General features: G+C 60.4%; 23 protein-coding genes and 1 pseudogene. 16 read left to right on the top strand and 8 right to left on the bottom strand.

What is annotated here, in order from left to right:
• The first annotated feature begins 617 nt into the window (after nt 1–617).
• The 10 genes from rffA to ACZ9C1_RS25965 all read left to right on the top strand — a co-directional run bounded on the left by rffA (nt 618) and on the right by ACZ9C1_RS25965 (nt 13212).
• Nucleotides 618–1754: a dTDP-4-amino-4,6-dideoxygalactose transaminase gene (rffA, locus tag ACZ9C1_RS25920; RefSeq protein ID WP_476254531.1), complete on the top strand. Its 1137-nt coding sequence runs from the start codon at nt 618–620 to the stop codon at nt 1752–1754.
• Nucleotides 1744–3042, top strand: a complete 1299-nt coding sequence (locus tag ACZ9C1_RS25925; protein ID WP_476254532.1) for an O-antigen translocase — start codon at nt 1744–1746, stop codon at nt 3040–3042. The genes rffA and ACZ9C1_RS25925 overlap by 11 nt, the downstream gene beginning before the upstream one ends.
• Nucleotides 3042–3950, top strand: a complete 909-nt coding sequence (locus ACZ9C1_RS25930; RefSeq protein WP_476254533.1) for a glycosyltransferase — start codon at nt 3042–3044, stop codon at nt 3948–3950. The genes ACZ9C1_RS25925 and ACZ9C1_RS25930 overlap by 1 nt, the downstream gene beginning before the upstream one ends.
• Nucleotides 3951–4384: 434 nt before the next feature.
• Nucleotides 4385–5731, top strand: a complete 1347-nt coding sequence (locus tag ACZ9C1_RS25935) for a Wzz/FepE/Etk N-terminal domain-containing protein (RefSeq protein ID WP_476254534.1) — start codon at nt 4385–4387, stop codon at nt 5729–5731.
• Nucleotides 5732–6125: 394 nt separating this feature from the next.
• Complete coding sequence (locus tag ACZ9C1_RS25940; protein WP_476254535.1) at nt 6126–7364, top strand: hypothetical protein; 1239 nt, start codon at nt 6126–6128, stop codon at nt 7362–7364.
• Between the two features lie 106 nt (nt 7365–7470).
• Nucleotides 7471–8619 carry a glycosyltransferase gene (locus ACZ9C1_RS25945; protein WP_476254536.1) on the top strand — a complete coding sequence of 383 codons (1149 nt, stop codon included), beginning with the start codon at nt 7471–7473 and terminating at the stop codon, nt 8617–8619.
• A 35-nt stretch (nt 8620–8654) separates the two neighbouring features.
• Nucleotides 8655–9614 (top strand): UDP-glucose 4-epimerase family protein, encoded by a 960-nt coding sequence (locus ACZ9C1_RS25950; protein ID WP_476254537.1) that lies wholly within the window; start codon nt 8655–8657, stop codon nt 9612–9614.
• The gene (locus ACZ9C1_RS25955; RefSeq protein WP_277503193.1) at nt 9611–10642 is read left to right on the top strand and encodes an MraY family glycosyltransferase; all 1032 of its coding nucleotides are present in this window, start codon (nt 9611–9613) and stop codon (nt 10640–10642) included. The genes ACZ9C1_RS25950 and ACZ9C1_RS25955 overlap by 4 nt, the downstream gene beginning before the upstream one ends.
• A 96-nt stretch (nt 10643–10738) precedes the next feature.
• The gene (locus ACZ9C1_RS25960; protein WP_476254597.1) at nt 10739–12733 is read left to right on the top strand and encodes a polysaccharide biosynthesis protein; all 1995 of its coding nucleotides are present in this window, start codon (nt 10739–10741) and stop codon (nt 12731–12733) included.
• A 140-nt stretch (nt 12734–12873) separates the two neighbouring features.
• Nucleotides 12874–13212, top strand: coding sequence for a ComEA family DNA-binding protein (locus ACZ9C1_RS25965; RefSeq protein WP_277503196.1), 339 nt, complete (start codon nt 12874–12876; stop codon nt 13210–13212).
• A gap of 46 nt (nt 13213–13258) precedes the next feature.
• Here the strand turns inward: ACZ9C1_RS25965 and ACZ9C1_RS25970 are convergent, their stop codons facing one another.
• Nucleotides 13259–13426 carry a DUF2897 family protein gene (locus ACZ9C1_RS25970; protein ID WP_082120463.1) on the bottom strand — a complete coding sequence of 56 codons (168 nt, stop codon included), beginning with the start codon at nt 13424–13426 and terminating at the stop codon, nt 13259–13261.
• 182 nt (nt 13427–13608) lie between these two features.
• On the opposite strand from ACZ9C1_RS25970, the gene pyrF reads away from it, so the two are divergent.
• The gene (pyrF, locus tag ACZ9C1_RS25975; protein ID WP_476254538.1) at nt 13609–14310 is read left to right on the top strand and encodes an orotidine-5'-phosphate decarboxylase; all 702 of its coding nucleotides are present in this window, start codon (nt 13609–13611) and stop codon (nt 14308–14310) included.
• A gap of 114 nt (nt 14311–14424) precedes the next feature.
• Here pyrF and ACZ9C1_RS25980 read toward each other — a convergent pair whose 3' ends face one another.
• On the bottom strand, nt 14425–15426 hold the full coding sequence (locus ACZ9C1_RS25980; protein WP_258598792.1) for an NADP-dependent oxidoreductase: 1002 nt from the start codon (nt 15424–15426) through the stop codon (nt 14425–14427).
• A 175-nt stretch (nt 15427–15601) separates the two neighbouring features.
• Here ACZ9C1_RS25980 and ACZ9C1_RS25985 point away from each other — a divergent pair, with 175 nt between their 5' ends.
• Nucleotides 15602–16363: an SDR family oxidoreductase gene (locus tag ACZ9C1_RS25985; RefSeq protein ID WP_110698093.1), complete on the top strand. Its 762-nt coding sequence runs from the start codon at nt 15602–15604 to the stop codon at nt 16361–16363.
• Here the strand turns inward: ACZ9C1_RS25985 and ACZ9C1_RS25990 are convergent.
• Nucleotides 16314–17495: an MFS transporter gene (locus tag ACZ9C1_RS25990; protein WP_476254539.1), complete on the bottom strand. Its 1182-nt coding sequence runs from the start codon at nt 17493–17495 to the stop codon at nt 16314–16316. The two genes, ACZ9C1_RS25985 and ACZ9C1_RS25990, sit on opposite strands and share 50 nt — an antisense overlap.
• A 116-nt stretch (nt 17496–17611) precedes the next feature.
• Between ACZ9C1_RS25990 and ACZ9C1_RS25995 the strand changes: the two genes are divergently transcribed.
• The 3 genes and pseudogenes from ACZ9C1_RS25995 to ACZ9C1_RS26005 all read left to right on the top strand — a co-directional run bounded on the left by ACZ9C1_RS25995 (nt 17612) and on the right by ACZ9C1_RS26005 (nt 21064).
• Entirely contained in the window at nt 17612–19009 is a 1398-nt protein-coding gene (locus tag ACZ9C1_RS25995; RefSeq protein WP_258598788.1) for an aminotransferase-like domain-containing protein, read from the top strand.
• A 969-nt stretch (nt 19010–19978) separates the two neighbouring features.
• Nucleotides 19979–20206 (top strand): annotated as a pseudogene (locus ACZ9C1_RS26000) (HAMP domain-containing protein); the annotation flags it as partial.
• Nucleotides 20201–21064: a methyl-accepting chemotaxis protein gene (locus ACZ9C1_RS26005; RefSeq protein ID WP_371926762.1), complete on the top strand. Its 864-nt coding sequence runs from the start codon at nt 20201–20203 to the stop codon at nt 21062–21064. The pseudogene ACZ9C1_RS26000 and the gene ACZ9C1_RS26005, both read left to right, overlap by 6 nt.
• 15 nt (nt 21065–21079) lie before the next feature.
• Here ACZ9C1_RS26005 and ACZ9C1_RS26010 read toward each other — a convergent pair whose 3' ends face one another.
• On the bottom strand, nt 21080–22270 hold the full coding sequence (locus tag ACZ9C1_RS26010; RefSeq protein WP_139672772.1) for a benzoate/H(+) symporter BenE family transporter: 1191 nt from the start codon (nt 22268–22270) through the stop codon (nt 21080–21082).
• A gap of 144 nt (nt 22271–22414) precedes the next feature.
• On the opposite strand from ACZ9C1_RS26010, the gene ACZ9C1_RS26015 reads away from it, so the two are divergent.
• Complete coding sequence (locus ACZ9C1_RS26015; protein ID WP_139672769.1) at nt 22415–23017, top strand: glutathione S-transferase family protein; 603 nt, start codon at nt 22415–22417, stop codon at nt 23015–23017.
• A 94-nt stretch (nt 23018–23111) separates the two neighbouring features.
• Here the strand turns inward: ACZ9C1_RS26015 and ACZ9C1_RS26020 are convergent, their stop codons facing one another.
• The 4 genes from ACZ9C1_RS26020 to ACZ9C1_RS26035 form a co-directional block, all read right to left on the bottom strand.
• The gene (locus tag ACZ9C1_RS26020) at nt 23112–23483 is read right to left on the bottom strand and encodes a glutathione S-transferase N-terminal domain-containing protein (RefSeq protein WP_258598785.1); all 372 of its coding nucleotides are present in this window, start codon (nt 23481–23483) and stop codon (nt 23112–23114) included.
• A gap of 58 nt (nt 23484–23541) precedes the next feature.
• Nucleotides 23542–24087 carry a GTP cyclohydrolase I FolE gene (gene folE, locus ACZ9C1_RS26025; RefSeq protein ID WP_023631546.1) on the bottom strand — a complete coding sequence of 182 codons (546 nt, stop codon included), beginning with the start codon at nt 24085–24087 and terminating at the stop codon, nt 23542–23544.
• A gap of 69 nt (nt 24088–24156) precedes the next feature.
• Nucleotides 24157–24717 carry a Smr/MutS family protein gene (locus tag ACZ9C1_RS26030; protein ID WP_023631547.1) on the bottom strand — a complete coding sequence of 187 codons (561 nt, stop codon included), beginning with the start codon at nt 24715–24717 and terminating at the stop codon, nt 24157–24159.
• 82 nt (nt 24718–24799) lie between these two features.
• Complete coding sequence (locus ACZ9C1_RS26035; protein ID WP_110698106.1) at nt 24800–25120, bottom strand: hypothetical protein; 321 nt, start codon at nt 25118–25120, stop codon at nt 24800–24802.
• Nucleotides 25121–25180: the final 60 nt, after the last annotated feature.

Genomic DNA, 25180 nt, shown 5'->3' on the forward strand with positions numbered 1-25180 from the left:
GGGCGGCTGAAGGGCGAATACTGGCCGCCGGCGCAGGGGGGCGCTGTCTGGGGCTGTATTCACAGGGAATGGTGGGGTGTCTGGAGAGTATTTCCTGAGGTCTTTCTGAGGCGGTGCCTCGGTGATTGGCTCTTGAATTATTGCAGGAAATTGGCAGAATCAACGAGGTTAAAAGCTCTTTCGCATGGAAAAATCTGAACAATCCGGCTTGGCCGCCTATGCGGCGTTGAAGTAGTGTTCCATTCAATCGCCTCAGCCAGCTTTTGTCATGAATCTGCCGGGATTGACAGGTTTCGAATGTGAGGTCAAGTGAAGGCGAGCCAGGCGAAAAGGAGATGAAGCTGGGGGATTTACCGGGCGGGAGGTCGGAGTCGGTTCGTAGGCTGAATGAAATGTTCTGCAACGCGATGAGGCATAAAGCATACAATGCTGCGCGGGGCGGAAGGCTCATTGTTCATGAGTCGTGAGGCGCCCTTGAAGGGGGCTTTGTTGCAAGTACATTGGCGATGTCGCGATCAACTATCTTCGCGGTGTTTAAGCAGGTTTTTGTCAGGTTGGTTTAGTTGTGCGGCACTTACGTATTGTCGCTGAAAAAGCCGCTCTTGAAGGACTAGAAGATGATTCCATTTAACAAGCCACCTCATGTTGGAAACGAGGACGCTCATGTACTGGCCGCCATGCGCAGCGACAAGATGTCGGGGGATGGTGCTTATGGCCATAAATGTCAACAGTGGTTTGAAGAGCGGTTTTCCTGTCACAAGACCTTGCTGACGCCTTCCTGCACGCAAGCGCTGGAAATGGCGGCACTGCTGCTGGATATCAAGCCGGGTGATGAAGTCATCATGCCCAGCTATACGTTTGTCAGTACGGCGAATGCCTTCGTTCTGCGCGGTGCGACGATTGTATTCGTTGATGTGCGTCCCGATACGATGAACATTGACGAGACCTTGATCGAGGCGGCTATCACACCGCGTACGCGGGCGATCGTTCCTGTGCACTATGCCGGTGTGGCTAGTGAAATGGACGTCATCATGGATATCGCCAAGCGCCACAATCTCTATGTGGTCGAGGATGCAGCCCAGGCAATGATGTCGACCTACCATGGTAAAGCCCTGGGGACCATCGGGCACATGGCAGCGTTCAGCTTCCATGAGACAAAAAACTATACCAGTGGCGGTGAAGGTGGGTTGTTGCTTATCAATGATCCTCAGTTCATCGGGCGTGCGGAGGTCATCCGCGAGAAGGGGACTAATCGCAGCCAGTTCTTCCGAGGGATGATCGACAAGTACACCTGGGTAGATGTCGGTAGCAGTTATCTGCCAAGTGAATTGCAGGCTGCCTATCTCTACGGTCAACTCGAGAAGGCCGATGAAATCAACCAGACGCGCCTGTCCATTTGGCAGCGTTATTGGGATGCGTTCCAGCCGCTGGTGAGCAAAGGGCTTGTCGAGCTAGGTGTTGTGCCTGAGGGGTGCTGTTTCAATGCCCATATGTTCTTCCTGAAGGTGCGAGATCTTCAGCATCGAACCAGCGTCCTGAGCCGGTTGCGCGAGCTGGGTATCGGTGCGGTGTTCCATTATATTCCGCTGCATTCGGCGCCAGCCGGTAAGTCCCTGGGGCGCTTCCATGGCATGGACAACCACACCACACGGGAAAGCGAGCGCCTGCTCCGCCTGCCGCTGTGGATTGCCATGTCTGATGAAGAAGTTCAGCAAGTCATCGATGCTGTTGTGAAATCTATCGATGTCGAATAGCGCCTCTCGCGATGAAGTTGAATCAATTCGCAAGCGTATAGGGGTGCTCGCCGGCGCGCTATTCACGACAGCGGCCCATCTATCGAAAATTCTGGTGGGTTTTCTGTTCCTGAAGCTGGTCGCGGTCTACCTGGGGGTGGAAGGGCTGGGTGCGCTCGGTAACCTGATGAGCGCTGTTCTGTTCCTGTCGTTGCTGGCCGGCGGCGGGATCCAGAACGGTGTCATCAAGTACGTCGCCGAGTATCGACACAAACCGAAGCAGATGCTTCGGTTTCTTGCAGGGGCGCGACTCTATTCGCTGGGGCTGTGTACGCTGATTCTAGTAGGGGCGATGGTCTTCAGTGGCCCGCTGTCTCATTATCTGCTGGGGGGAGAATACGCCTGGCTGATGATAGTGTTGGGAGTTGCGCAGTTCGGTTTTGCATTTACCAACATCGTCAATGGCACTGCCAATGGCCTGCATGAAACCCGGGTTTACGCGACCATACAGATTGTGGGTAATCTGCTCACGCTACCCTTGGCGTGGTTGCTGATCCGTCAGTTCGGCCTAGTCGGGGCGGCGCTGTCGATTATTGTATTTTATTTGTCATACAGCCTGCCGGCGTTATATTTCTTTGCCAGCTCAAGGCTGCGTAAGCATGTGCGCTGGCGTGTCGCCTACCGGCCGCAATTTGCAAAGCTCTCGGGTTTCACGCTGATGGCTGCTGTCGGTGCGCTGAGCGTGCCGCTTGTAGAAATTGTTGTGCGCAATCTGTTGCTGGAGAATGCGGGGCTGCAAGCTGCCGGGCTCTGGCAGGCATCGCTTAAGCTGTCCAGTGCCTACATGGGGTTCTTCGTGGTCTTTCTCGCGGCGTACTTCATTCCGATCGTTTCGGGTTTGCAGGATCGACGCAAGGTAGCGGCGGTGGTTCGTAAGTTCATGGTGCTGGCGTTATGCCTGTTTGGCGTAGGTGCGATTAGCTTCTACGGGCTGCGTAGCTTCTTTATTCCGCTATTGTTGTCAACCGATTTTGCCGAGCTGGGTGATTTTATCCAGTATCAGTTGCTGGGAGACCTGTTCAGGGTAACCTCCTACGTCATAGGTTTTGTGGTGGTCGCCAAGGCTGCGACCCGGATCTATGTGCTGGGTGAGATAAGTCAAGGGGTCCTGTTCTGTCTGTTCAGTACCCTGGCATTGAAGCAGGGGTGGGGGCTACAGGGTGTATTCATTGCACACCTGGCAATGAATGTTATTTATTTTGCCTGCTCAGTCATTGGTTTTTATATTTATACGAAAAGGGTGGTTTGATGTTGAGCGCAACCGTGGTTGTCTCCTGTTACAATCAGGAGCGCTATATTGCAGAGTGTCTCGAAAGTATCCTGGCTCAGGAAGTCAATTTTGATCTTGAGGTGATTGTTTCTGATGACTGCTCGACCGATAGTACCCAGCGTATTATTCGGGAGTGTGCTGAAAAGCACCCGGGGCGCTTGAAGCTGGTTTTGCGTGAAAAAAATGTGGGTGTGTCAAATAACTATTATGGCGTTCATGCCTTGGCGACAGGGGATGTAGTTTTTCACTTTGATGGTGACGACATCATGATGAGTGGGAAGCTCCAGGAGCAGTACGATCTTTTTGTCCAGTACCCTGATGTCAACATCGTTTTCCACAAGGCAGTGTACTTTTCTGATGATCGCAGTTATCAGTCAATACCGCCTTATCCCGGGGATGAGGCGCCTTATCACACGTTCTTTTCGCTGCAGGAGTTGGCCCGCTGGGGTTCTACTTGCGTCCACAGTGCTTATGCCTACCGCCGTTCCGCGCGCAAGGTGACCGCTGCCCAGGAGTCGATGGAGTGGTACTTTGCGATGGACACCATGATTCCTTCCGGGCGCGGTGTGTTCATCAACAAGCCATTGGTCATGTATCGCTGCAATCCGGGTAATGGTTCTTATCTGTCCACCTTGGCGGGGCGTACCAAGGCTTACAGGATTTACTTTAGAGACGTTGCTGATTACTTTGACAATCATCCGGAATTGCGCACGGACTTGTACGCGAACTTCCTTGTGACTTTCTTGGCGATGGCACGTTCCACGCGCAAGGTGCTGCCAGAGAACCTGGCGTTCGCTCTGAAGAATATCTTCTATTTTCGACCTGGTAAGTTTATTCAGGCGGTTCAGGTTCGCCGCTTGGTAGGGCCCGGGGAGAAGGTTCGCTGAGCCGAAGCATCGCACAAACGCCGCCCGTTCGGGCGGTGATGCTTCAGTAAGGCCGCAGGCCATGTGCAGGCTGAGGGGCGGGAGGTTCAGCGTTGTCGGTCTGGGCGTCCGATCAGCCTCGAGTGTCTTCAGGTGAGGTTGCGAAGCGCGGTGGGATGACTTGATTTTTCTTTGGTTTGCGAAGGAAATTTCTTTTCTTCGAGGCGCCAGTTTCGAGCCTGCTATACGGGAGGGCGACACTGTACTGTCAACTCTGTGTGGTAGCCAAGGGCGCTGCCTGCCGCTTGTATAAATGGCGTTCGCTGCCATAATGCGAACCTTTCCTTGCATGCGGGCACGGCCTGCATTTCCACAAAGTGGCACGGATATGCCTTACGCCAAGCCATGGGATGGGTCCTGCCGCCGTATTCTTTCAGCTCTAAGGCAGGTCGATCGTGACAGTTATCAATCGTTTTCCAGTGGTTGGCGCCTCAGGTTTTGATCTCTTCAGTGCAGGGGTCGCGCTGTGGCGGGGCAGGCGCCTGATCTTAGGCACGATAGCGGTGACTACGTCGGCTGCATTGGCCTATGGGTACATGGCGACCCCGAACTATCGGGTCACCAGTGTCCTGCGTCCAGTCGCCCAGTTCGAGCTGGACGCCCTGAATCGGTCCGGTGTCTACAAGCTTCAGCCTGAACAGGCGCTGCAGCGGGTCGGTGCTGCACTTGAGTCCTACGACACCCGTTTCGCCTACTTCCAGGCCCATCCAGAACAGTTCAAGTCTTTCCAGGTTCCAGGCTTGAGCGTGGAGCAACGCTTCGAGCTCTTCGGTCGCAATGCCTTTCAGGTTCGCCGCAGCAGTGCGTCGAATGGCGAGGGGAGCTCCGAGGCGGTCACCCTTGACCTCACCTATCGTGCCGGCGACGACGGGGTTGCCATTATCGACGGTTTGATAGAACAGGCCACACTGGTCGAGCGCGAGCGAATCGATAGGGATGTGAGTACCGTCGTGGCCAATCGGCTCAAGGAGCTGGATACCAAGCTTGAGAAGTCGAGAGTTTCCTACGAGATGCTCAAGGAGGTTCAAATAGCCTCGCTGAGCGAGCGGGATGCAGTAAAGCGTGCCCAACTGCTTGATGAGATGCGCGCACGTCGGACCGAGTTGAGAACCCTGCGCGTCAATCGTATCGCGCAGCTGGATGAGGCGCTGCTCATCGCTCGGCGGCTTGGCATCAAGCGGCCGTCGACTCCGGCTTCGATTGCCGGTAGCGCCGGAGTCAACGCAACGAATGTCGTGGTAGCCGATGTAGCCAGTCGCGATCCCCTGTACTTCCTGGGTTCCGACGCACTTGAGGCTGAGCGTGCGGCATTGCTCCAGCGCCGTTCCGACGACTTTGCCGACACGCGAATTCCGCAGATTGCCAAGAAACTGCAGTTGCTTGACCGCAATCGAGAGGTTGAGGCGTTGGAGCAGCGAAAACAGGCAGACCTGTACCTGCAGGATATCGCGAGCATCAAGGCCGAGCGGTTCGCCTTGGAGCAAGTGAGCCTGCAGGCCAAGGACCTGAAGTTGGTCAATGTCGATCAGCGTGCCGTCAGTCCCATTGCACCTGTTTCACCCAGCAAGTGGTTGCTCGGGATCGGTGGGGTGCTTGCCGGTCTGATAGCAGGGGCAGGTATTGCGCTGGCTCGGCACCTGCTGATGGGGCGTATGCGGGCAGGGGAGATTGGCGCTGAGCCGTTGGTCCCGCAGGCGGTCGCCCGCCACCGCGATGATCTCATCGAGGTCGACCGGCGCTAAGGGGCAAGGCCGGTGCTTGCTGTTGTATAGGCAAGTTACGGGTGGTGGTCGTCTGGCGGCTCTGGCAAAGACAGATATGCGGTAGTATGGAGGACCACCTGCTCCTCTGGTGAAGTGCCCGTAGAGGTACAGGCATATTGATATCTAGGTTGGCCGCAGCGGAGTTTGTTCATGCTATCTGCCTGGTCGTTTTTACCAAGTCAGGAATGGCGCCGGTGGCGCGTTTCCAAGCATCTTCAATTGGCGGGGATCATGGCGCATGTCATGAACGTGACCCGTGATTTTCCGGATTGCAAGGGTATGGTCATTCGGGCGGCAGTGATATGCAGGGTAGAAGGCTGCGGCAAACCGTTCAAAGGATAGTGGGGAGGATAAAAGTGAGTGTGGTAGCTGGATGAGCAATCCCATGACAACAGCTGCAGACATGAGCAGCGCTGAGCAACAGGACAGGAAAGGTTCTTTTCTACTTGCTCTGATGGTACTGACGGTGACCGTCGGGTTTCCGCGTGTTTACGGCACCGAGGTGCCGATGGCGGTATTGCTCATGCCTTTCTATATGTTGGGCTTTCTCAGATTGCTGATGAGTAACGGTGGATTCGCAATTGCCTTCCTGTTGCTTTTTGGTGGCTGGCTGCTCGGAGGGGCGGTGGTGGCAACCGCAGGAGCGCCTGGTGATCTATTCTTTCACTTCGTGGTGTCCAGCAAGATCTTCCTGAATATATTTTTTGGTTATGTCATTCATCGCGTCTTAACGCAGCGGCCGTCTGCTTTGCTGGCCTGGATCATCCTGCAGTGCGCGCTGGCGATCATATCGACCCTCGACAGGGAAGTGTACACCACGCTGCTAGGCTTCATATCGCCACGCTCGGCGGAGGTCTTCCAGCATATTTACGGATTGCGTGCGCTGGGCTTTGGCTTGTTTCATGTGGATGGTGCGCTCACGTTGGTAATCACGGTGTTTTACTACCTGCTCATATCACAGAAAAGCTTCCTGAAGAGTTTGCTCGTCATCATGATCTTCCCCATCGCGATGGCGATTGCTCGTAGTGCAATTATTCCTTTCGCCATCTTGGGGTTGAGCCGTCGCGGCTTGGGGCTGAAGGTTCTACTATTGCTGTCAGTCGTCACGATGGTGGTGCTGAGCTTCTATGTTACGTCTGGGCCCTTGTACCAAGCCACTGAAATCTTCAGGAATATAGTGACCAAGGGTGAGTTGCACAGTGACAGCGTCCAGTCGTTGTCGGAGATGTACATATTCCCCGATCAGCTATCCACCTACCTGTATGGCGATGGCCGCTATTTTTCCGAAAACACTTCTGAGCTGGGGTTCTACAAGGGGACAGATGTTGGTTATCTGCGGCTTTTGTATTTTTCCGGTTTGGGTTCCATCGTCGTTTTTATGTTGTTGAATTGCTTTTATCTCGTGCCCGTCCTGTTCGGCGGGCGCTATGAGAAAAGTCGTGATATCAAGGTTTTTGCGTTGGCCCTGTTCTTGATCTTCGTGATCATAAATTTCAAGGGGCTACAAGTCATGCCAATCTTTGCCGTTTCCCTCTATCTGTTCGCCGGGCAGCAGGAGCGTGACGCCAGTCGCGGAGCTGGGCTGAACCGCATGCAGGGAGCGGTTGCATGACGTCAAGGACTGCTGTGGTCATTTTCAGAAATTGTGAACTGACCGGCGAGACCTTTTCTGTAATTATCATTCAATCTGAAGGGTAGTGAGTCGTTTGGAAACACAAATGCGGCCGCGTAAGAAAATCTGTTTGGTTGCCACTGTCCCTGTCGTTTTGCATGTCTTCATGCGCGAGCATATCAAGCGTCTTTGTACGAACTACGATGTGACACTGGTGGTGCCTGGTACGCGCCATGACGTCGAGGAACTGCTGGGAGAGCATGTCGACTTCATTCCCTATGCCATCGAACGCAAGATCTCTCTCAAACGTGACGTGATCTCGCTGTACCGGCTTTGGCGAATCCTGATGCAGCGTCGCTATGACTGCGTGCTATCCCTGATGCCCAAGTCTGGACTTGTCGCCATGTTGGCGGGGTGGCTGTCGGCGACACGGTGCCGCGTGCACATTTTCACCGGGCAGGTCTGGTTCACGCGGCGTGGGCTGGGGCGTCGTTTCCTGATGTTCCTTGACCGTCTCCTGGCCGGCGCCGCAACTCATCTGCTGACTGACAGTCATTCGCAAAGAGACTTTCTGATCGAGTCGAAGATCGTCGCCCGAGACAAGATCAGGGTGCTTGGCAAAGGCTCCATCAGTGGTGTGGATATCGAGCGCTTCAAGCCGGATCCGCAGCGGGCCGCGCAAATGCGTAGCGAGATGAACATTGCCGACAATGCCAAGGTTTTCCTGTTTCTTGGGCGGGTCAATACGGCCAAGGGGATATTGGATCTTGCCCGGGCCTTTGCATCGCTTGACGAAGCGTACGCCGATGCACATCTGTTGGTTGTCGGCCCCGATGACGAGGGTATCGATGAGTCGCTCGCCGCCATCATGCAACCCTGTCAGGGCCGGTTTCATCGTGTGGGCTTCACTCGGACACCAGAGCACTACATGGCAATGGCCAACGTGTTTTGCATGCCCAGCTACCGGGAAGGTTTTGGCCTGGCGGTCATCGAGGCGGCAGCGGTGGGAGTGCCCAGCATGGTCTCGCGAATCTACGGATTGACCGATGCCGTCGAAGAAGATGTCACCGGGTTGTTCCATGAAGCAGGGGACATTGCGCAGATTCGGCAGGTTCTCACCCGGCTTCATAGCGACTCCGTACTTCGTGATAGGCTCGCGGTCTCTGGACTGCAGAGGGCCCGCCGGGACTTTTCGCAGGATCTGGTAGTTGGGGAAATGCAGATGTTCATCAAGGCGATCATGGACCGCCAATGATGCCGCAAGTAGAAAGGACAAGGGGCGATGGTACGATGCGCATAGTGTTAACAGGCGGTTCCGGATTTGTTGGTCAAGGTGTGTTGAAGCGATTGGCGACGATGCCGGTAGAGGTGATTGCGGCAGTGCGCCGGCAATCGACCTCGTTGCCCGCCGGGGTCAAGCAACACCTGTTTGATGACTTGGCAAGCGAATCTGCCTGGCCTCAGGCTGAGCGGGCGTTTGACGTGGTGATTCATTGTGCCTCCCGGGTGCATGTGATGAACGAGGTCGCCGCCGACCCGTTGGCGGAATTTCGCAAGATCAATGTCGAGGCAACGCTTGCCTTTGCCCGGCGCGCCGCCCAAGCTGGGGTAAAGCGCTTTGTCTTTATCAGCTCGATCAAGGTCAATGGCGAGGGAACGCCTTTGGGGCAGCCCTACCATGCAGATGATGATGCCTCGCCCTCGGACCCTTACGGGGTGTCCAAGCAGGAAGCGGAAGAGCAGTTGATGAAGCTGGGACGTGACCTGGGCATGGAGATCGTCGTCATCAGGCCTGTGCTGGTTTACGGACCTGGGGTCAAGGCCAACTTCCACAATATGATGCGTTGGCTCGACAAACAGATTCCGTTGCCTTTCGGTGCCATACATAACAAGCGCAGCCTTGTGGCCCTGGACAACCTCGTCGACCTGATCGTGTTGTGCTGCTCGCACCCGGCGGCCGCCAACCAAGTGTTTCTGGTGAGTGACGGCCATGACGTTTCCACCACGGAGCTGCTACAGAAGATGTCGGTCGCCCTGGGCAAGCCGGCCAGGTTGATACCGGTACCGAGCTCGCTACTGACCTTCGGGGCCAATCTGCTGGGTAAGCGGGCGCTGTCACAACGTCTCTGCGGCTCGCTTCAGGTCGATATCTCCAAGACACGCCAGATGCTCGGTTGGGAGCCGCCTGTGTCACTGGAGGAAGCGCTCGGTATCACTGCAAAACATTTCCTGGAAAACCCCATTCGATGAGTTACTGGATCCTTCCCATTGCTGCTCTGCTGGTTTCTTACTTGCTGACAGGGGCGTTGCGTCGTTATGCAATTGCCCGAAGCATCATCGATGTTCCCAATGCCCGCAGTTCTCACTCCGTTCCCACTCCACGCGGTGGTGGTGTGGCAATCGTGCTGGCGTTCCTCGCGGCATTGCCGGTTGCCTACGGCCTCGATCTCATCTCGACCGGCCTGCTGATCGGTTCTTTGGGTGGATGCGGCCTGGTGGCAGTAATCGGATTTCTCGATGACCATGGCCATATCGCGGCACGGTGGCGATTGCTGGGACATTTTTCCGCAGCCTGCTGGGTGTTGTTCTGGCTAGGTAATGCGCCAAAGCTGGTGATCCTGGGCGCGACACTGGACATCAGCCTGGTTACCTACGTGCTGGCGGCTTTCTACATTGTGTGGATGCTTAATCTCTATAATTTCATGGACGGTATCGACGGCTTGGCTAGCCTTCAGGCGATAACGGTCTGTTTGGGTGCATGCGTCATCTATGTCGCTTGTGGCGCTTCATCAATGGTTTGGGCACCAGCATTGCTTGCATTGGCCGTGGCTGGTTTTCTGTTCTGGAACTTCCCACCGGCACGTATTTTCATGGGTGACGCAGGCAGTGGTTTCCTGGGAATCCAGTTGGCGCTGCTGTCATTGCATGCCGCGAACGGCGCCCCCGTGCTGCTCTGGTCGTGGATCATCCTGATGGGTGTTTTCATCGTCGATGCCACCTTTACCCTGGCTCGTCGGCTGTTGCGTGGCGACAAGGTCTATGAAGCACACCGAAGCCATGCCTACCAGTATGCTTCGCGATATTTCGGTAAGCACCGTCCCGTCACGCTGGCCGTAACGGCCATCAATCTGCTCTGGCTGCTGCCTTGGGCGGCCATTGTGGCACTGGGACATGTGGATGCATTGGTTGGCGTGATCGTGGCTTATGCACCGCTCCTCGCGCTTGCCGTCAAATTCAAGGCGGGGCAAAGGGAAATGGTCGACAAGTCGCCAGCATGAGTGACCAAAAGGCCCCGGCGGCATCGTTCATGCCAGCCACTATTGTTGCGAGTGCGGCTCAGGTTCAGTAAGAGGAGAATGATTTTGAAAGGGGTTATGGATAGTTTTCGGTCCGCATTGCTAGGGTTGCCTCGGCGATACAAAAGGCTGTTGCAGGTTGCAACTGACGTTGTATTGGTCTGGGGCAGCTTGTGGCTGGCATTTCTTGTTCGCCTGGGGGTCGAAGAGCTATCCAATCCGATCAAGGAGCACCTGTGGCTCTTTATCGCCGCCCCGATTGTGGCGATCCCACTGTTCATACGCTTCGGCATGTACCGTGCAGTCATGCGATATTTCGGTAACGATGCGCTGATCGCCATTGTTAAGGCCGTCAGCCTTTCGTCGCTGATCCTTGCTCTGGTGGTCTACTGGTACAGCAACCATCAAGCGGTGGTGCCACGTTCGATCATCTTCAACTACTGGTGGTTGAGCCTGGTGTTTCTGGGCGGTCTGCGCCTGGTGATGCGCCAATACTTCCTCGGTGACTGGTTTGCAGCGGCCAAGCATGTGCCCTTCACCAATCGTGATGATGGTTTGCCGAAAGTTGCGGTCTATGGGGCTGGCGCTGCCGGCAACCAACTGGTGGCGGCATTGCGCATGGGCCGGTTGATGCGGCCGGTGGCGTTCATTGACGATGACGAGAGCATCAGTGACCGGGTGATCGCTGGGCTGCAAGTATACAAACCCAAGCACATCCAGAGAATGCTGGACCTGACCGGCGCCGAGGAAATCCTTTTGGCCATTCCTTCGGCGACCCGTGCGCGTCGCCGTGAGATACTCGGTTTCCTCGAAGGCTTCCCTTTGCATGTGCGTAGTGTGCCTGGCTTCATGGACCTGGCCCGTGGTCAGGTCAAGGTCGATGACATCCAGGAAGTCGACATTGCCGATCTGCTTGGACGTGACCCGGTGCCAGCCCAGGGCGAGTTGCTGGAACGCTGCGTTGTCGGCCAGTCCGTTCTGGTGACCGGAGCCGGTGGGTCGATCGGATCCGAACTCTGCCGTCAGATATTGAGTCTTCGTCCGAAGAATCTGCTGCTGTTCGAACACAGCGAGTTCAATCTCTACAGCATCCTCAGCGAGTTGGAGCAACGGGTTGCCCGTGAGTCGCTCCCTGTCAGGGTACTGCCGATCCTGGGTTCCATTCGCAATCCTGACCAGCTGCTTGATGTCATGCGTACCTGGCATATCGATACGGTCTACCATGCCGCTGCCTACAAGCATGTGCCCATGGTCGAGCACAATATCGCCGAAGGTGTGTTGAACAACGTATTTGGAACGCTCAACACCGCACAGGCTGCGTTGCAGGCAGGCGTTTCGAATTTCGTATTGATCTCCACTGACAAGGCGGTGCGTCCAACCAACGTCATGGGCAGTACCAAGCGTCTGGCGGAAATGATCCTGCAGGCCTTGAGTCGTGAGTCTGCCCCAGTCTTGTTTGGTCGCAGCAGCAATCTGTCCCATGTCAATCGGACCAGGTTCACCATGGTTCGATTCGGCAACGTACTGGGTTCCTCGGGTTCGGTGATTCCTCTGTTCCACAAGCAGATCAAGTCGGGTGGTCCACTGACCGTCACCCACCCGAAGATCACCCGTTACTTCATGACCATTCCCGAGGCTGCGCAGCTGGTTATCCAGGCGGGGTCCATGGGACTGGGGGGGGATGTGTTCGTGCTGGACATGGGCAAGCCGGTGAAGATCGTCGAGCTGGCGGAAAAGATGATTCATCTTTCCGGACTCAGCGTTCGGTCGGAGCGAAACCCCAATGGTGACATTGCCGTCGAGTTCACCGGATTGCGGCCAGGCGAAAAGCTCTACGAGGAATTGTTGATCGGAGACAATGTCGTTTCTACCCAGCATCCGATGATCATGAGTGCCGACGAGGACTTCCTGGATTGGTCCGTGCTCAAGGAGCAACTGATTCGGCTGCAGGGCGCCGTTCAGGCGGATGACTATGTTGCTGTTCGCCAACTGCTGCGAGAAATGGTCAGTGGCTACTCTCCGGACAGTGAGATCGTTGACTGGATCCATCTGCAGCGGCGCATGGAACCCTGAAACAGCATGCGCTGCATGCCCGGAATGATCTGGAAATAATCTACCTGGCCTTCATCTGTTGATCGGACATCCAGAACGTCTAGGGTTTAGGGGCAGCCAAGGAACGCTGCCTCTGGAATCCACGACCAAGGAGTCTCAACATGCGAAACTATGTACTGACCTATCTGTTGCTGCCGGTCTTCACCTGCCTGTCATTCTCTGTTTCCGCTGCGCCTGCAGCGGCACCGGTACCCGTTGTCGAACAGGTCGAACTGCAAGCTGCCACGTCATCGGCGCAAATGGGGACGGTTGATCTCAACCAGGCCGATGCGTTGACCCTGCAGAACGAACTCAATGGCATCGGCAAGGCCAAGGCAGAGGCAATCGTGGCCTATCGAGAGGCGCACGGCCCATTCCAATCGGTCGATGAGTTGCTGGAAATCAAGGGAATCGGCAATGCGCTGCTCGAGCGCAACCGTGAAAAGCTGAGGGTGAACTAACCTCGGTCAGCCGACCGATGAGTATCGGTCGGCTTTCTGCCGCGCATCAGCGATCCTGCGCATCCTTCGCATCCGCCTCGGCATTGCGCTCATGCACCTTCTTCAACTGCTCCTCGGTCAACGGCAACTTCTTCGCCGTATCCCGCAGCAGCATCAATCCGCCGACAATCGACCCGAGAGCAACAAGCAGTATCAACCAGGCATACCAAGGCATCGAGATTCTCCAGAAAGCGTACAGGGCACCGCTTACATGGCATTCGAGCCATTGCCGCAGCCGTTGGTTCCATTATAGGAGCCACCCCCACCCAGGCCAATTCTCATGACCCGCGGCCCCCAAACCCCGCCCCACTTCGTTTACAATGCGCGCCGTTTACGACTTGCCAAGAGACCCTGCCCATGTCCGCCTGCCAGACGCCCCTGATCGTCGCCCTGGATTTCCCCACCCGTGACGCCGCCCTGAAGCTGGCCGACCAGCTCGACCCCGCCCTGTGCCGGGTCAAGGTGGGCAAGGAACTGTTCACCAGCAGCGCTGCGGGAATCGTCGAGACCCTATGCAGCAAGGGCTTCGAAGTGTTCCTCGACCTTAAGTTCCACGATATCCCCAACACCACTGCGATGGCGGTCAAGGCCGCGGCAGAGATGGGCGTGTGGATGGTCAATGTGCACTGCTCCGGTGGCCTGCGCATGATGTCGGCGTGCCGCGAAGAGCTGGCCAAGCGCAGCGGCCCGCAGCCGCTGCTGATCGGCGTGACCGTGCTGACCAGCATGGAGCGCGAGGACTTGGCTGGTATCGGCCTGGATGTCGACCCGCAGGAGCAGGTGCTGCGCCTGGCGGCGCTGGCGCAGAAGGCCGGTATGGACGGCCTGGTGTGCTCGGCGCTGGAAGCGCCGGCACTGAAGGCGGCGCACCCGTCGCTGCAGCTGGTGACCCCGGGTATTCGCCCGGCGGGCAGCGCCCAGGATGACCAGCGCCGGATCCTGACCCCGCGCCAGGCACTGGACGCCGGTTCCGATTACCTGGTGATCGGGCGTCCGATCAGCCAGGCTACAGATCCGGCCCAGGCGTTGGCTGCTGTGGTGGCTGAAATCCGCGGTTAAATCAGGGATCGTGGGAGCGGGCTTGCCCCGCGATGGCGTCAGCTCAGGTAATCGCCATCGCGGGGCAAGCCCGCTCCCACAAACCTGTCTGCGCGTGAGTGCAGCCCGCAATGATCAGACTTTCAGCACCAACTTGCCGAAATTCTCCCCGCTGAACAGCTTGAGCAGCGTCTCGGGGAAGGTTTCCAAGCCTTCCACCACATCCTCCTTGCTCTTGACCTTGCCGCTGGCCAGCCAGCCGGCCATTTCCTGCGCGGCCTTGCCGTACTCCTTGACGTAGTCCATCACCACGAAGCCTTCCATGCGCGCGCGGTTGACCAGCAGCGCCAGGTAGTTGGCCGGGCCCTTGACCGCTTCCTTGTTGTTGTACTGGCTGATGGCGCCGCAGATCACCACCCGGGCCTTGAAGTTCAGGCGCGACAGTACGGCATCGAGGATATCGCCACCGACGTTGTCGAAGTACACATCCACGCCCTTGGGACATTCGCGCTTGAGCCCGGCGAGCACGTCTTCGGCCTTGTAGTCGATGACCCCATCGAAGCCCAGTTCATCCAGCAGGTACTGGCATTTTTGCGCGCCGCCGGCGATGCCGACCACGCGGCAACCCTTGAGCTTGGCGATCTGCCCGGCAATGCTGCCGACCGCGCCTGCGGCGCCGGAGATCACCACGGTTTCGCCGGCTTTGGGCTGGCCGACATCGAGCAGGGCGAAGTAGGCGGTCATGCCGGTCATGCCCAGGGCGGACAGGTAGCGCGGCAGGGGGGCCAGACGCGGGTCGATCTTGTGCAGGCCCTGAGGTTCACCGGTGAAGTAGTCCTGCACGCCGAGGGCGCCGCTGACATGGTCGCCGGGCTTGTAGTCCGGGTGCTTGGAACTGACCACTTCGCCCACGCCGAGTGCGCGCATCACCTGGCCAAGGCCCACCGGGGGGATGTAAGACTTGCCTTCGTTCATCCAGCCGCGCATGGCAGGGTCCAGGGACAGGTAAAGGTTCTTCACCAGCACCTGACCTTCGCCTGGCTCGGCGGCAGGTGCCTGCTCATAGGTGAAGTCGTCACGGCGCACGGCGCCGACCGGGCGCTTGGTCAGCAGGAAACGGCGGTTGGTGTGGGGCATGGCGAGTTCTCCTGAACGAGTGTGAGGGGGGATGATCGGCGGGTTGAATGGGCCGCGTCACGCAAGATCACTGCGAACGATAGTAGTCCAACCGTACCCTTGATGATGCTGCCCAGCCCAGCGGTGCCCTGGCTAGACTCAGCCACGACTTCCCATCCTTTTGCAGGAGCCAGTGATGAGCATGACTTTCTCCGGCCAGGTTGCCCTGGTCACCGGTGGCGCGGCGGGCATCGGCCGGGCGACGGCCCAGGCATTCGCCGGCGAGGGGCTCAAGGTGGTGGTGGCCGACCGTGATGCGAATGGTGGCGAAGGCACCGTGGCGCTGATTCGCCAGAGTGGTGGCGAAGCGTTGTTCGTTGCCTGCGACGTTACCCGTGACGAAGATGTGCGGCAATTGCACGAGCGGGTAGTCGAGGCATACGGGCGTCTGGACTACGCCTTCAACAATGCCGGCATCGAAATCGAGAAGGGGCGATTGGCCGAGGGCAGCGAGGCGGAGTTCGACGCGATCATGGGTGTCAACGTCAAGGGTGTGTGGCTGTGCATGAAGTACCAGTTGCCCCTGCTGCTGGCACAGGGCGGCGGCGCTATCGTCAACACGGCCTCGGTGGCCGGCCTGTCGGCGGCGCCGAAAATGAGCATCTATGCCGCCTCCAAGCACGCGGTTATAGGACTGACCAAATCGGCGGCCATCGAGTACGCGAAGAAGGGTATCCGGGTCAATGCGGTGTGCCCGGCGGTGATCGACACCGACATGTTCCGTCGCGCCTACGAGGCTGATCCGCGCAAGGCCGAGTTCGCTGCGGCGATGCACCCGGTCGGGCGTATCGGCAAGGTCGAGGAGATCGCCAGCGCGGTGCTGTACCTGTGCAGCGATGGCGCGGCGTTCACGACGGGGCACAGCCTGACGGTCGACGGTGGCGCGCTGGCGATCTGACCGAGGCCAGCCACAGGGCCAGTGCCACCGCCGCGCAGCCCAGCAGCAACACACCACCAAACACGATCAAGGCCAGCTGCGACCCCAGCCGGTCACTGAGTAGCCCGGTGAAGATCACCGGCAGGCTGAACCCCAGGTAGGCCAGCAGGAAGAACCCGGCACAGGCCCGGGTTTTTTCCTGGCCGGCCAACTGATTCACCGCCGCCAGCCCGCCCAGGTAGATGAAGCCATAGCAGGCGCTGCTGGCGGCCACGGCGCCCATCAAAACGCCCGGCAGGTTGCCACTGGCGGCGCCCCAGGCCAGCAGCGCGTAGCTGCACGGCAGGATCAGCAGCCCGAGCAAGGTCGCCTGGGCACTGGCCATGCGCCGGGCCAGGGGCTGGAACAGCAGGCCGCAACTGATCACGCAGAAGGTCGAGAATCCCGACCAGGCGCTCAGGCCGTGCTGGCGCAGGATCCCCGGCAGCAACGCGATGACCAGCCCGACACAGGCCCAGGCCAGCAGGATCGCCAGGCCATAGGCCAGGCTGCCGCTGGGATAGCACGGCAGGCGCAGCATGGCGCTGCGTTGCGTCGGGCGTGGGTCTGGCAGGCGCCAGACCAGCGCGAGGGCAAAGGTGGCGAGCGCCAGTTGCAGATGGAAGCTGCCAGGGGTGAGTGTCTGCCCGCGCAGCAGGAACAGGCTGGTCAACGCCGCGCCGAGGCCAAAACCCAAGGAAGTGCTGGCGGTGACCCAGATCGCGGCGCGGTCACTTTCGCCGGGCCGCATCAGCTCGCTCATGTACGCGGTGGCCGTGGCCGACGCCAAGCCGGTGCCCAGGCCCAGGAACAAGCGCGCCACGCCCAGGGAGGCCAGGCTGGGGGACAGCAGCATGATCAAGGTGGCGATCATCGACAGGGCGAGTGCGACCAGGATCAACGGGCGTCGGCCGACCCGATCGGCCAGGCCGCCGAGGGCCAGCAGCACTGGCAATACGCCGAGCACGTACCCGGAGAAAGCCACGGCGGTCGCTGCGGCGCCTTGCCCGGAGAGGTCGGCGTAGGTGATGTACAGCGGGGCCTGGAGATTGACGGCAAGGGTGATCAGGCACAGGGCGAAGGCCAGCAGGGCCGGGGCGTGGCGAGTGGGCATAGGGATATCCGCAAGATCGATTGCGCCCAGCATCCAATCTAGGGCGGCTGTTCGCCAAGGCACACTCTGCCGTTTTTTGTGCTTAACTGTTTGTCTGAAATCTCAGAACACTTGCCATGCACTTCAATCTTGACCGCGAACTCCCCACCCCGTTGGTCCAGCAACTGACCGAGCACCTGCAGGCCTGGATCGAACAGCAGCGCCTGCGTCCCGGAGCTCGCATGCCGTCGATCCGCGCGCTGGCCAAGGCCCAGGCGGTCAGCGCGTCGTGCGTGATCGAGGCCTACGACCGTCTGGCGGCAAATGGCTGGCTGGAGGCGCGGCATGGCGCAGGCTTTTTCGTCGCCGAGCGCAAGCCGGGCCTGCGGCCCGACCCCGGCGAGCCATGGGGCGAGGCGATCGACGGCAGTTGGCGGCAGTTCCGCGAAGGGCATGAGCAACTGCTCAAGCTCGGCTGCGGCTGGTTGCCCGTGGCCTGGCGAGCCGAGGCTGAACTGGCCCAGGCCATCCGCCAGGTCAGCCGTGGCGCGCCCGAGGCGCTGTTCGACTACTGCCCGCCCCAGGGCCTGGCCAGCCTGCGTCTGCAACTGCACAAGGGGCTGGCGCGGCTGGATATCGCCGCCGAGCCGGAGCGAATCGTCACCACCCAGGGTGCCAGCCATGCCCTCGACCTGCTGGTGCGAACCTTGTTGAAGCCGGGCGATACAGTGCTGGTGGAGCACCCCGGCTATTACAACCTGTACAACTTGTTGCGCCTGCACGGTGTGCACATGCTTGAGGTGCCGCGCACTGCCAGTGGTCCAGACCTGGCCGTGCTCGAGCAGTTGCTCGCCGAACACCGACCGCGCTGTCTGTTCATCAACAGCCTGTACCAGAACCCGACCGGCACCAGCCTGACGCCCAAGGTCGCCTATCGCCTGCTGGAGCTGGCCCGCGGGCATGACTTGCGGATTGTCGAGGATGATCTCTATGCCGACTTCCAGGACGGACCGGCGACGCGGCTGGCTACCCTCGACAGTGAGCAACGGGTGATCTACCTGGGCAGCTTCTCCAAGACCCTCAGCAGTTCGCTGCGGGTCGGCTATGTGGTGGCCGATCCGCCCTTGGTGGCGCGTCTGGCCGAGCTGAAGATGGTCGCGGGCATCGGCACCTCGCGCTTCGCTGAGCAGGTGGTCGGGCAGATGCTCGCCAATGGCGGCTATCGCAAGAGCGTGCAGCGTCTGCGGTTGCGCCTGGGCCAGCACCGGGCCAGGACGTTGCGGCAGCTGGAGGCCTGCGGCTGGGAGGTGTTCTGCGAGCCGGTCGGCGGCATGTTCGTCTGGGCCCGGGTGCCCGGGCGCGACTTTGCCGAGCTGGAGCGGCTGGCGCTGGAGCATGCCGTGTTGCTCACCCCGGGCAGCGCCTTCGATCCGCACGGCCGGGCCAGTGACTGGCTGCGCATCAATGTCGCCTATGGGCAGGATTCCCGGGCCGAGGCGTTCTTTCGGCATGCGGGGCGACCTCCGGCGGTCTGAAAGCGACAGGCTCATAGCTAAATGACACCATTGGCGCGTCTGGCTCTTGTGACGGAGTCGGCGCCATTGTCACTCTTGCTGTCGGTAAAGTCCGACAAGGCGAGGGGATTGGTGATGGCGGCGACCAAGCACGGTGTACTGGCCAATCTGGGCATGGCGCGCAAGCTCGGCCTGGGCTTCGCCCTGGTGTTGCTGCTCACCCTGGTGGTGGCTGCGATCGGTGTGTACGCCCTGGCCAATGTCGGCCAACGCTTCGATGGGCTGCGGCAGATGGCCCAGTTCAATACCGACCTGTTGAAGCTGCGCCAGCACGAACAGGCCTTCGCCCTGCGCTCGGACATCAAGGAGGCCGATGCCCTGCGCACGGGGCTGCAGGGGCTGGTGGAGCGGGCCCGGGCCGTGCCGGCACTGGCTTCGACCGAGGCCGATCTGAATGCCTATGCGCAAGCTTTCGACCAGTTCGTCCAGGCGGTGCAGGCCAAGGAGCTGGCCCTGGACATGGCCAGCTGGTCGGTATCGAGCGTGGCCAACAACCTCGATGTGCTGCAGGCCGGCCTGGCCGACGATGGCACCTATACCCTCAAGCAGTCCCAGGGGCAGCAGGGTGGTGAGTTCCTGGAACAGGCCGGGCAGGTGGCGCAGGTGTCGCGGCTGATGCTGCAGGCCATGGACGAGGCCCGGGTGCGCCTGGACCAGAGCCGCAAGGGCGGTGAAGCCAGCGCCGAGGGCCGCATCGCCCAGACCGTCGAAGCGGCGACCCTGGTCGACCAGCTCAAGGTTTCGGTCGCCGACGCCGGCTACCAGAGCGTGCTGGGCGAAGTGGCCGGGCATATCGGCAGTTTCTCCGAAAAGCTCAACGAGTACACCGACCTGCTGGGCCAGGAGCGGGGTATCAAGGATCAGTTGCAGGCGCGTGCCGAGCAGGTCACCGCGCGTGTCGACCAGGTGTATGCCGATCAGGAGCAGGCCATGCAGGCCGAACTGGCACGCAACGCCGTCGCCATTACTGCGGCCACGGCGCTGGCGCTGCTGGTAGGCGTGCTGGCGGCCTGGCTGATCACCCGCGCCGTGGTCGCGCCGCTCAAGCGGGTGATCAGCCGGGCCCGGCGCATTGCCGCAGGCGAACTGGGTATCGAGGCCGAGCCGCCGCGTGCCGACGAGGTCGGCCAGCTGTTGCAGGCCATGCAGCAGATGGCCGAAGGCTTGTCCGGCATCGTCAGTGGCTTGCAGCAGGGTATCGACCAGTTGGCCGGCAGTGCCCAGGCCTTGTCGGCGGTCACCGAGCAGACCAACCGCGAAGTCGGTAGCCAGAAGGACGAGACCGAGCAGGTGGCCACCGCCATGCAGCAGATGACCGCGACCGTGCACGATGTGGCGCGCAACGCCGAGCAGGCAGCCCAGGCGGCCCAGGCTGCCGACGACAAGGTCGGGTCAGGGCAGCAGGTGGTGCGTCAGAGCATGCAGCGCATCGAGCAACTGGCGCTGGCCGCTGAAACCGCCAGCAGTGGCATCGACAGCCTCAGCGCCGAGATCCATACCATCGGTGACGTGCTTGAGGTGATCAAGAGCGTGGCCGAGCAGACCAATCTGCTGGCGCTCAATGCCGCGATCGAGGCGGCGCGTGCCGGGGAGCAGGGGCGCGGGTTCGCGGTGGTGGCTGACGAGGTACGTGCCCTGGCTCGGCGTACCCGGCAATCCACCGAGGAGATCGAGCGCCTGGTTGCCAGCTTGCGCGGCAATGCTCAGCAGTCGGTGATGCAGATCCGCGGCAGCACCGAGCTGGTGCGCCTGGCGGTGGCCGACACGCTGCAGACCGAGAGCGCCCTGGGCAGCATCGCGGCGGCGGTGTCGCTGATCCAGCAGATGAACCAGCAGATCGCCGCGGCGGCCGAGCAGCAGAGCTCGGTGGCCGAGGAGATCAGCCGCAGCGTCACGCAGATTCGCGGCAGCGCCGACCAGGCGGCACTGGCGATGGAGGACAATGCCCGTTCAAGCGTAGAGCTGGCGCAACTGGGCAATGACCTGAAGGGAATGGTGGGGCATTTCCGCTTGTGAATGCCTGTGCTTGTCTCAGCCTTTGCGCGGGCTGAGTATGAGCAAGGTCAGCACCCCCGCCACGATCCCCCAGAACGCCGAGCCGATCGAGAACAGGGTGAAGCCCGAGGCTGTGACCATGAAGGTGATCAGGGCCGCTTCGCGCTCGCGCACCTCGCCCATGGCCACGCTCAAGCCGTTCATGATCGAACCGAACAGCGCCAACGCCGCGATCGACAGCACCAGCTCCTTGGGCAGGGCGCCGAACAGCGCCGCCAGTGTGGCGCCGAAGGTGCCGGCGATACCGTAGAAGATCCCGCACCAGACCGCCGCCGTGTAGCGCTTGGCCGGGTCTTCATGGGCATGCGGCCCGGTGCAGATCGCCGCGCTGATCGCCGCCAGGTTGATCCCGTGGGAGCCGAACGGCGCCAGCAGCAGTGAAGCGAAGCCGGTGGCCGAGATCAGCGGCGAAGCCGGCACCGGGTAACCGTCGGCGCGCAGCACAGCGACGCCGGGCATGTTCTGCGAGGTCATGGCCACCACGAACAGCGGGATACCGATGCTGATGGTCGCCGCCAGCGAGAAGCTTGGCGTGGTCCACACCGGGGTTGCAACTTCCAGCTGGAAGCCGCTGAAGTCCAGCAGCCCCAGGGCGCCGGACAGCGCGGTGCCGACCAGCAGAGCGGCCAGCACGCAATAGCGCGGCGACAGGCGCTTGACCAGCAGGTAGCTGAAGAACATGCCCAGCACCAGTACCGTGCGGTGCTGGGCGGCGACGAAGATCTCGCTGCCGATCTTGAACAGGATGCCGGCCAGCAGGGCCGAGGCCAGGGAAGCGGGAATACGCCGTACCAGGCGTTCGAAGCTGCCGGTCAGGCCGCAGATCAGCACCAGCACGGCGCAGGTGATGTAGGCGCCGATCGCTTCGCCGTAGCTCACCCCGCCAAGGCTGGTGATCAGCAGTGCCGCGCCGGGTGTCGACCAGGCTACGGTGATCGGCGTACGGTAGCGCAGCGACAGGCCGATGCTGCACACTGCCATGCCGATCGACAGGGCCCAGATCCATGAGGAAATCTGCGCGCTGGTAAGACCGGCCGCCTGGCCAGCCTGGAACATCAGCACCAGCGAGCTGGTGTAGCCGGTGAGCATGGCGATAAAGCCGGCGACGATCGCCGACGGCGAGCTGTCCGCCAGCGGCCGCAGGCGCGCTGAGGTGGCATCGGTCATAGGGAATTCCTTGTGCAGGTGTAAGCAGTTTTTTCAGGCTACCGTGCCATGGCGTGATCCTTGCCATACAGCAGGCATTGCATTTAGCCGTACAGTCGCCAACTATGGGGCATTACTACGCAACTGCGTGAAAGGGGAGGGGCGATGTACAAGGTGTATGGGGATTACCAGTCGGGCAATTGCTACAAGGTCAAGCTGATGCTGAGCCTGCTCGACCGCCCGTATGAGTGGCACCCGGTGGACATTCTCAAGGGTGAGACGCAAACCCCCGAGTTCCTGGCCATGAACCCCAACGGCAAGGTGCCAGTGCTCAAGCTTGAGGACGGCACCTGCCTGTGGGAATCCAACGCGATTCTCAACTACCTGGCCGATGGCAGCGAGTTCCTGCCCAGCGAGCCGCGGCTGCGCACCCAGGTGCTGCAATGGCAGTTCTTCGAACAGTACAGCCATGAGCCCTACATCGCCGTGGCGCGGTTCATCCAGTTCTACCTGGGGCTGCCGCAAGAGCGGCTGGAGGAGTACAGGGGGCTGCACAAGGGCGGCTACAAGGCGCTCAAGGTGATGAATAAGCAGCTGGAAATGACGCCTTACCTGGTCGGCGAGCAGTACTCGATCGCCGACGTGGCGTTGTACGCCTATACCCATGTGGCGCATCAGGGGGGCTTCGACCTGGCGCCTTACCCGGCGGTGCAGGCTTGGTTGGCGCGGGTGGCCAGTCATCCTCGGCATGTGCCGATGGTGGATTGACCGGCCTTATCGCGGGGCAAGCCCGCTCCCACGCAGACCCGCCCCATGGGTTCTGGCTTGCGTGGGAGCGGGCTTGCCCCGCGATGGCGATCTCTCAGACCGCCGCGAAGCGTTTGTCCAGATAGGCAATGATGTCCTTGGACTCGTACATCCAGGTCACCTCGCCTTGTTCCTCGATCCGCAGGCACGGCACTTTCACCCGGCCACCGCCTTCAAGCAGCGCCTGGCGGTGCTGCACATCGTTCTTCGCATCGCGCAGCGCCACCGGCACATTGAGGCGGTGCAGGGCGCGGCGGGTTTTCACGCAGAAGGGGCAGGCATGGAACTGGTACAGCGCCAGGCCCTTGGCCTGCTGTTCGACCTGGGCCTGGGCCGCAGCATCGCGCTGCGTCTTGGCCGGACGGCTGATCCAGTCGCCGAACACGATAAGCTGGCCGAGGCCGACCCGCAGGGCTTTGACGATCATGGGCAACTCCTGAAATGAAAAAGCCGACCCCAGAGGGTCGGCTCGGAAAACAGGCCGATCATTTGATCAGGCTGAGGAACTCGCTGCGTGTGGCGGCGTTCTCGCGGAACTCGCCGAGCATCACCGAGGTGAGCATGGTCGAGTTCTGCTTTTCGACACCGCGCATCATCATGCACATGTGCTTGGCCTCGATCACCACCGCCACGCCTGCGGCGCCGGTCACCTGCTGCACGGCCTCGGCGATCTGGCGGCTGAGGTTTTCCTGGATCTGCAGGCGGCGGGCGTACATGTCGACGATCCGCGCCACCTTCGACAGGCCCAGCACTTTGCCCTTGGGCAGGTAGGCCACGTGGGCCTTGCCGATGAACGGCAGCATGTGGTGTTCGCACATCGAATACAGCTCGATATCCCGGACCAGCACCATTTCGCTGTTGTCGGAGGTGAACAACGCGCCGTTGGTCACTTCTTCCAGGGTTTGCTCATAACCGCGGCAAAGGTACTTCATGGCCTTCGCTGCCCGCTTGGGCGTGTCGAGCAGGCCTTCGCGGGAGACATCCTCGCCGATCTGGCTGAGGATCGCGGTGTAGTTCTGTTCCAGGGACATGGATCTACCTGTGGAAAATTTCGCAAAGGCGAAGGGTACGGCGGCGACGGCGGCGCTGCAAGCGCGATGTCACTCGTCGCGCCCTTCGAGCATGGTTCGCTTGAGCATCACGTAGACCGCGCCGGTGCCGCCGTGGCGGGCCTGACACGAGGTGAAACCGAGCACCTGAGGGTGCTGGCGCAGCCAGGTGTTGACGTGGCTCTTGATCATCGGCCGCTTGCCGTCCAGGCGCGCGGCCTTGCCGTGGGTGACCCGCACGCAGCGCACTTCCAGCTTGGTCGCTTCGGCGATGAAGGCCCACAGCGTCTCGCGGGCCTTCTCGACGCTCATGCCGTGCAGGTCAAGGCTGCCCTCGAAGGCGATCTGGCCGAGCTTGAGCTTGCGCAGCTGGGTTTCCTGCACGCCGTCACGCCGCCACATCAGCTCATCCTCGGCGCCGACATCGATGACGAACTGGTCGGACAGGCCGTCGATCACCAGCGTCTGGTCGCTGCGGATGGTCGCCGCCTGGCGCAGGCCTGCCAGCTGCTTGCGGTCGGCCTTGGGTTTGCCGACTTCGGCGCGATCGTGCTTGATTGGCTTGACGCCCTGCACTTGGCTGCGGAAGAGGGAAAAGTCGTCGTCTTGCATGGTGCCTCCACGTGGGCGGCGTAGTTTACGCGACTGTCATCGCGGGGCAAGCCCGCTCCCCCTGGCGACGGTACGAGACGCGTCAGTCGTGCTTCTTCATCAGGTGCGGCGACAGGTTCAGTTCGCGCCCGCGGCGCAGGCGGATACGGCTGCGCCGCCACAGGCGCACGCCGAAGTACAGCAGGGTCAGGCCGACAATGGTCAGGACCGCCGACAATGGCCGGTTGGCATTGAGTTCGGCCAGGGCGGCGTAGTTGCCCAGCAAGCCGGCGAAGCCGGCCATGGCCAGCAGGATGCCCAGGGTGGCCAGCAGCACCGAGAGTGCCGCGGCGATACGCGCGCCCCAGTTGCTCGGCTCGCGCTGGCGCAGGCGCTTGGCATCGAAACTGCCTTTGAGCTTCATTCGAATTCCTCAGGATCGGGTGGTGCTGATCCGGATTTCGACCTGCGGGTCACCTTGGGG

It is taken from the genome of Pseudomonas sp. TE21435 (genome assembly GCF_056279265.1).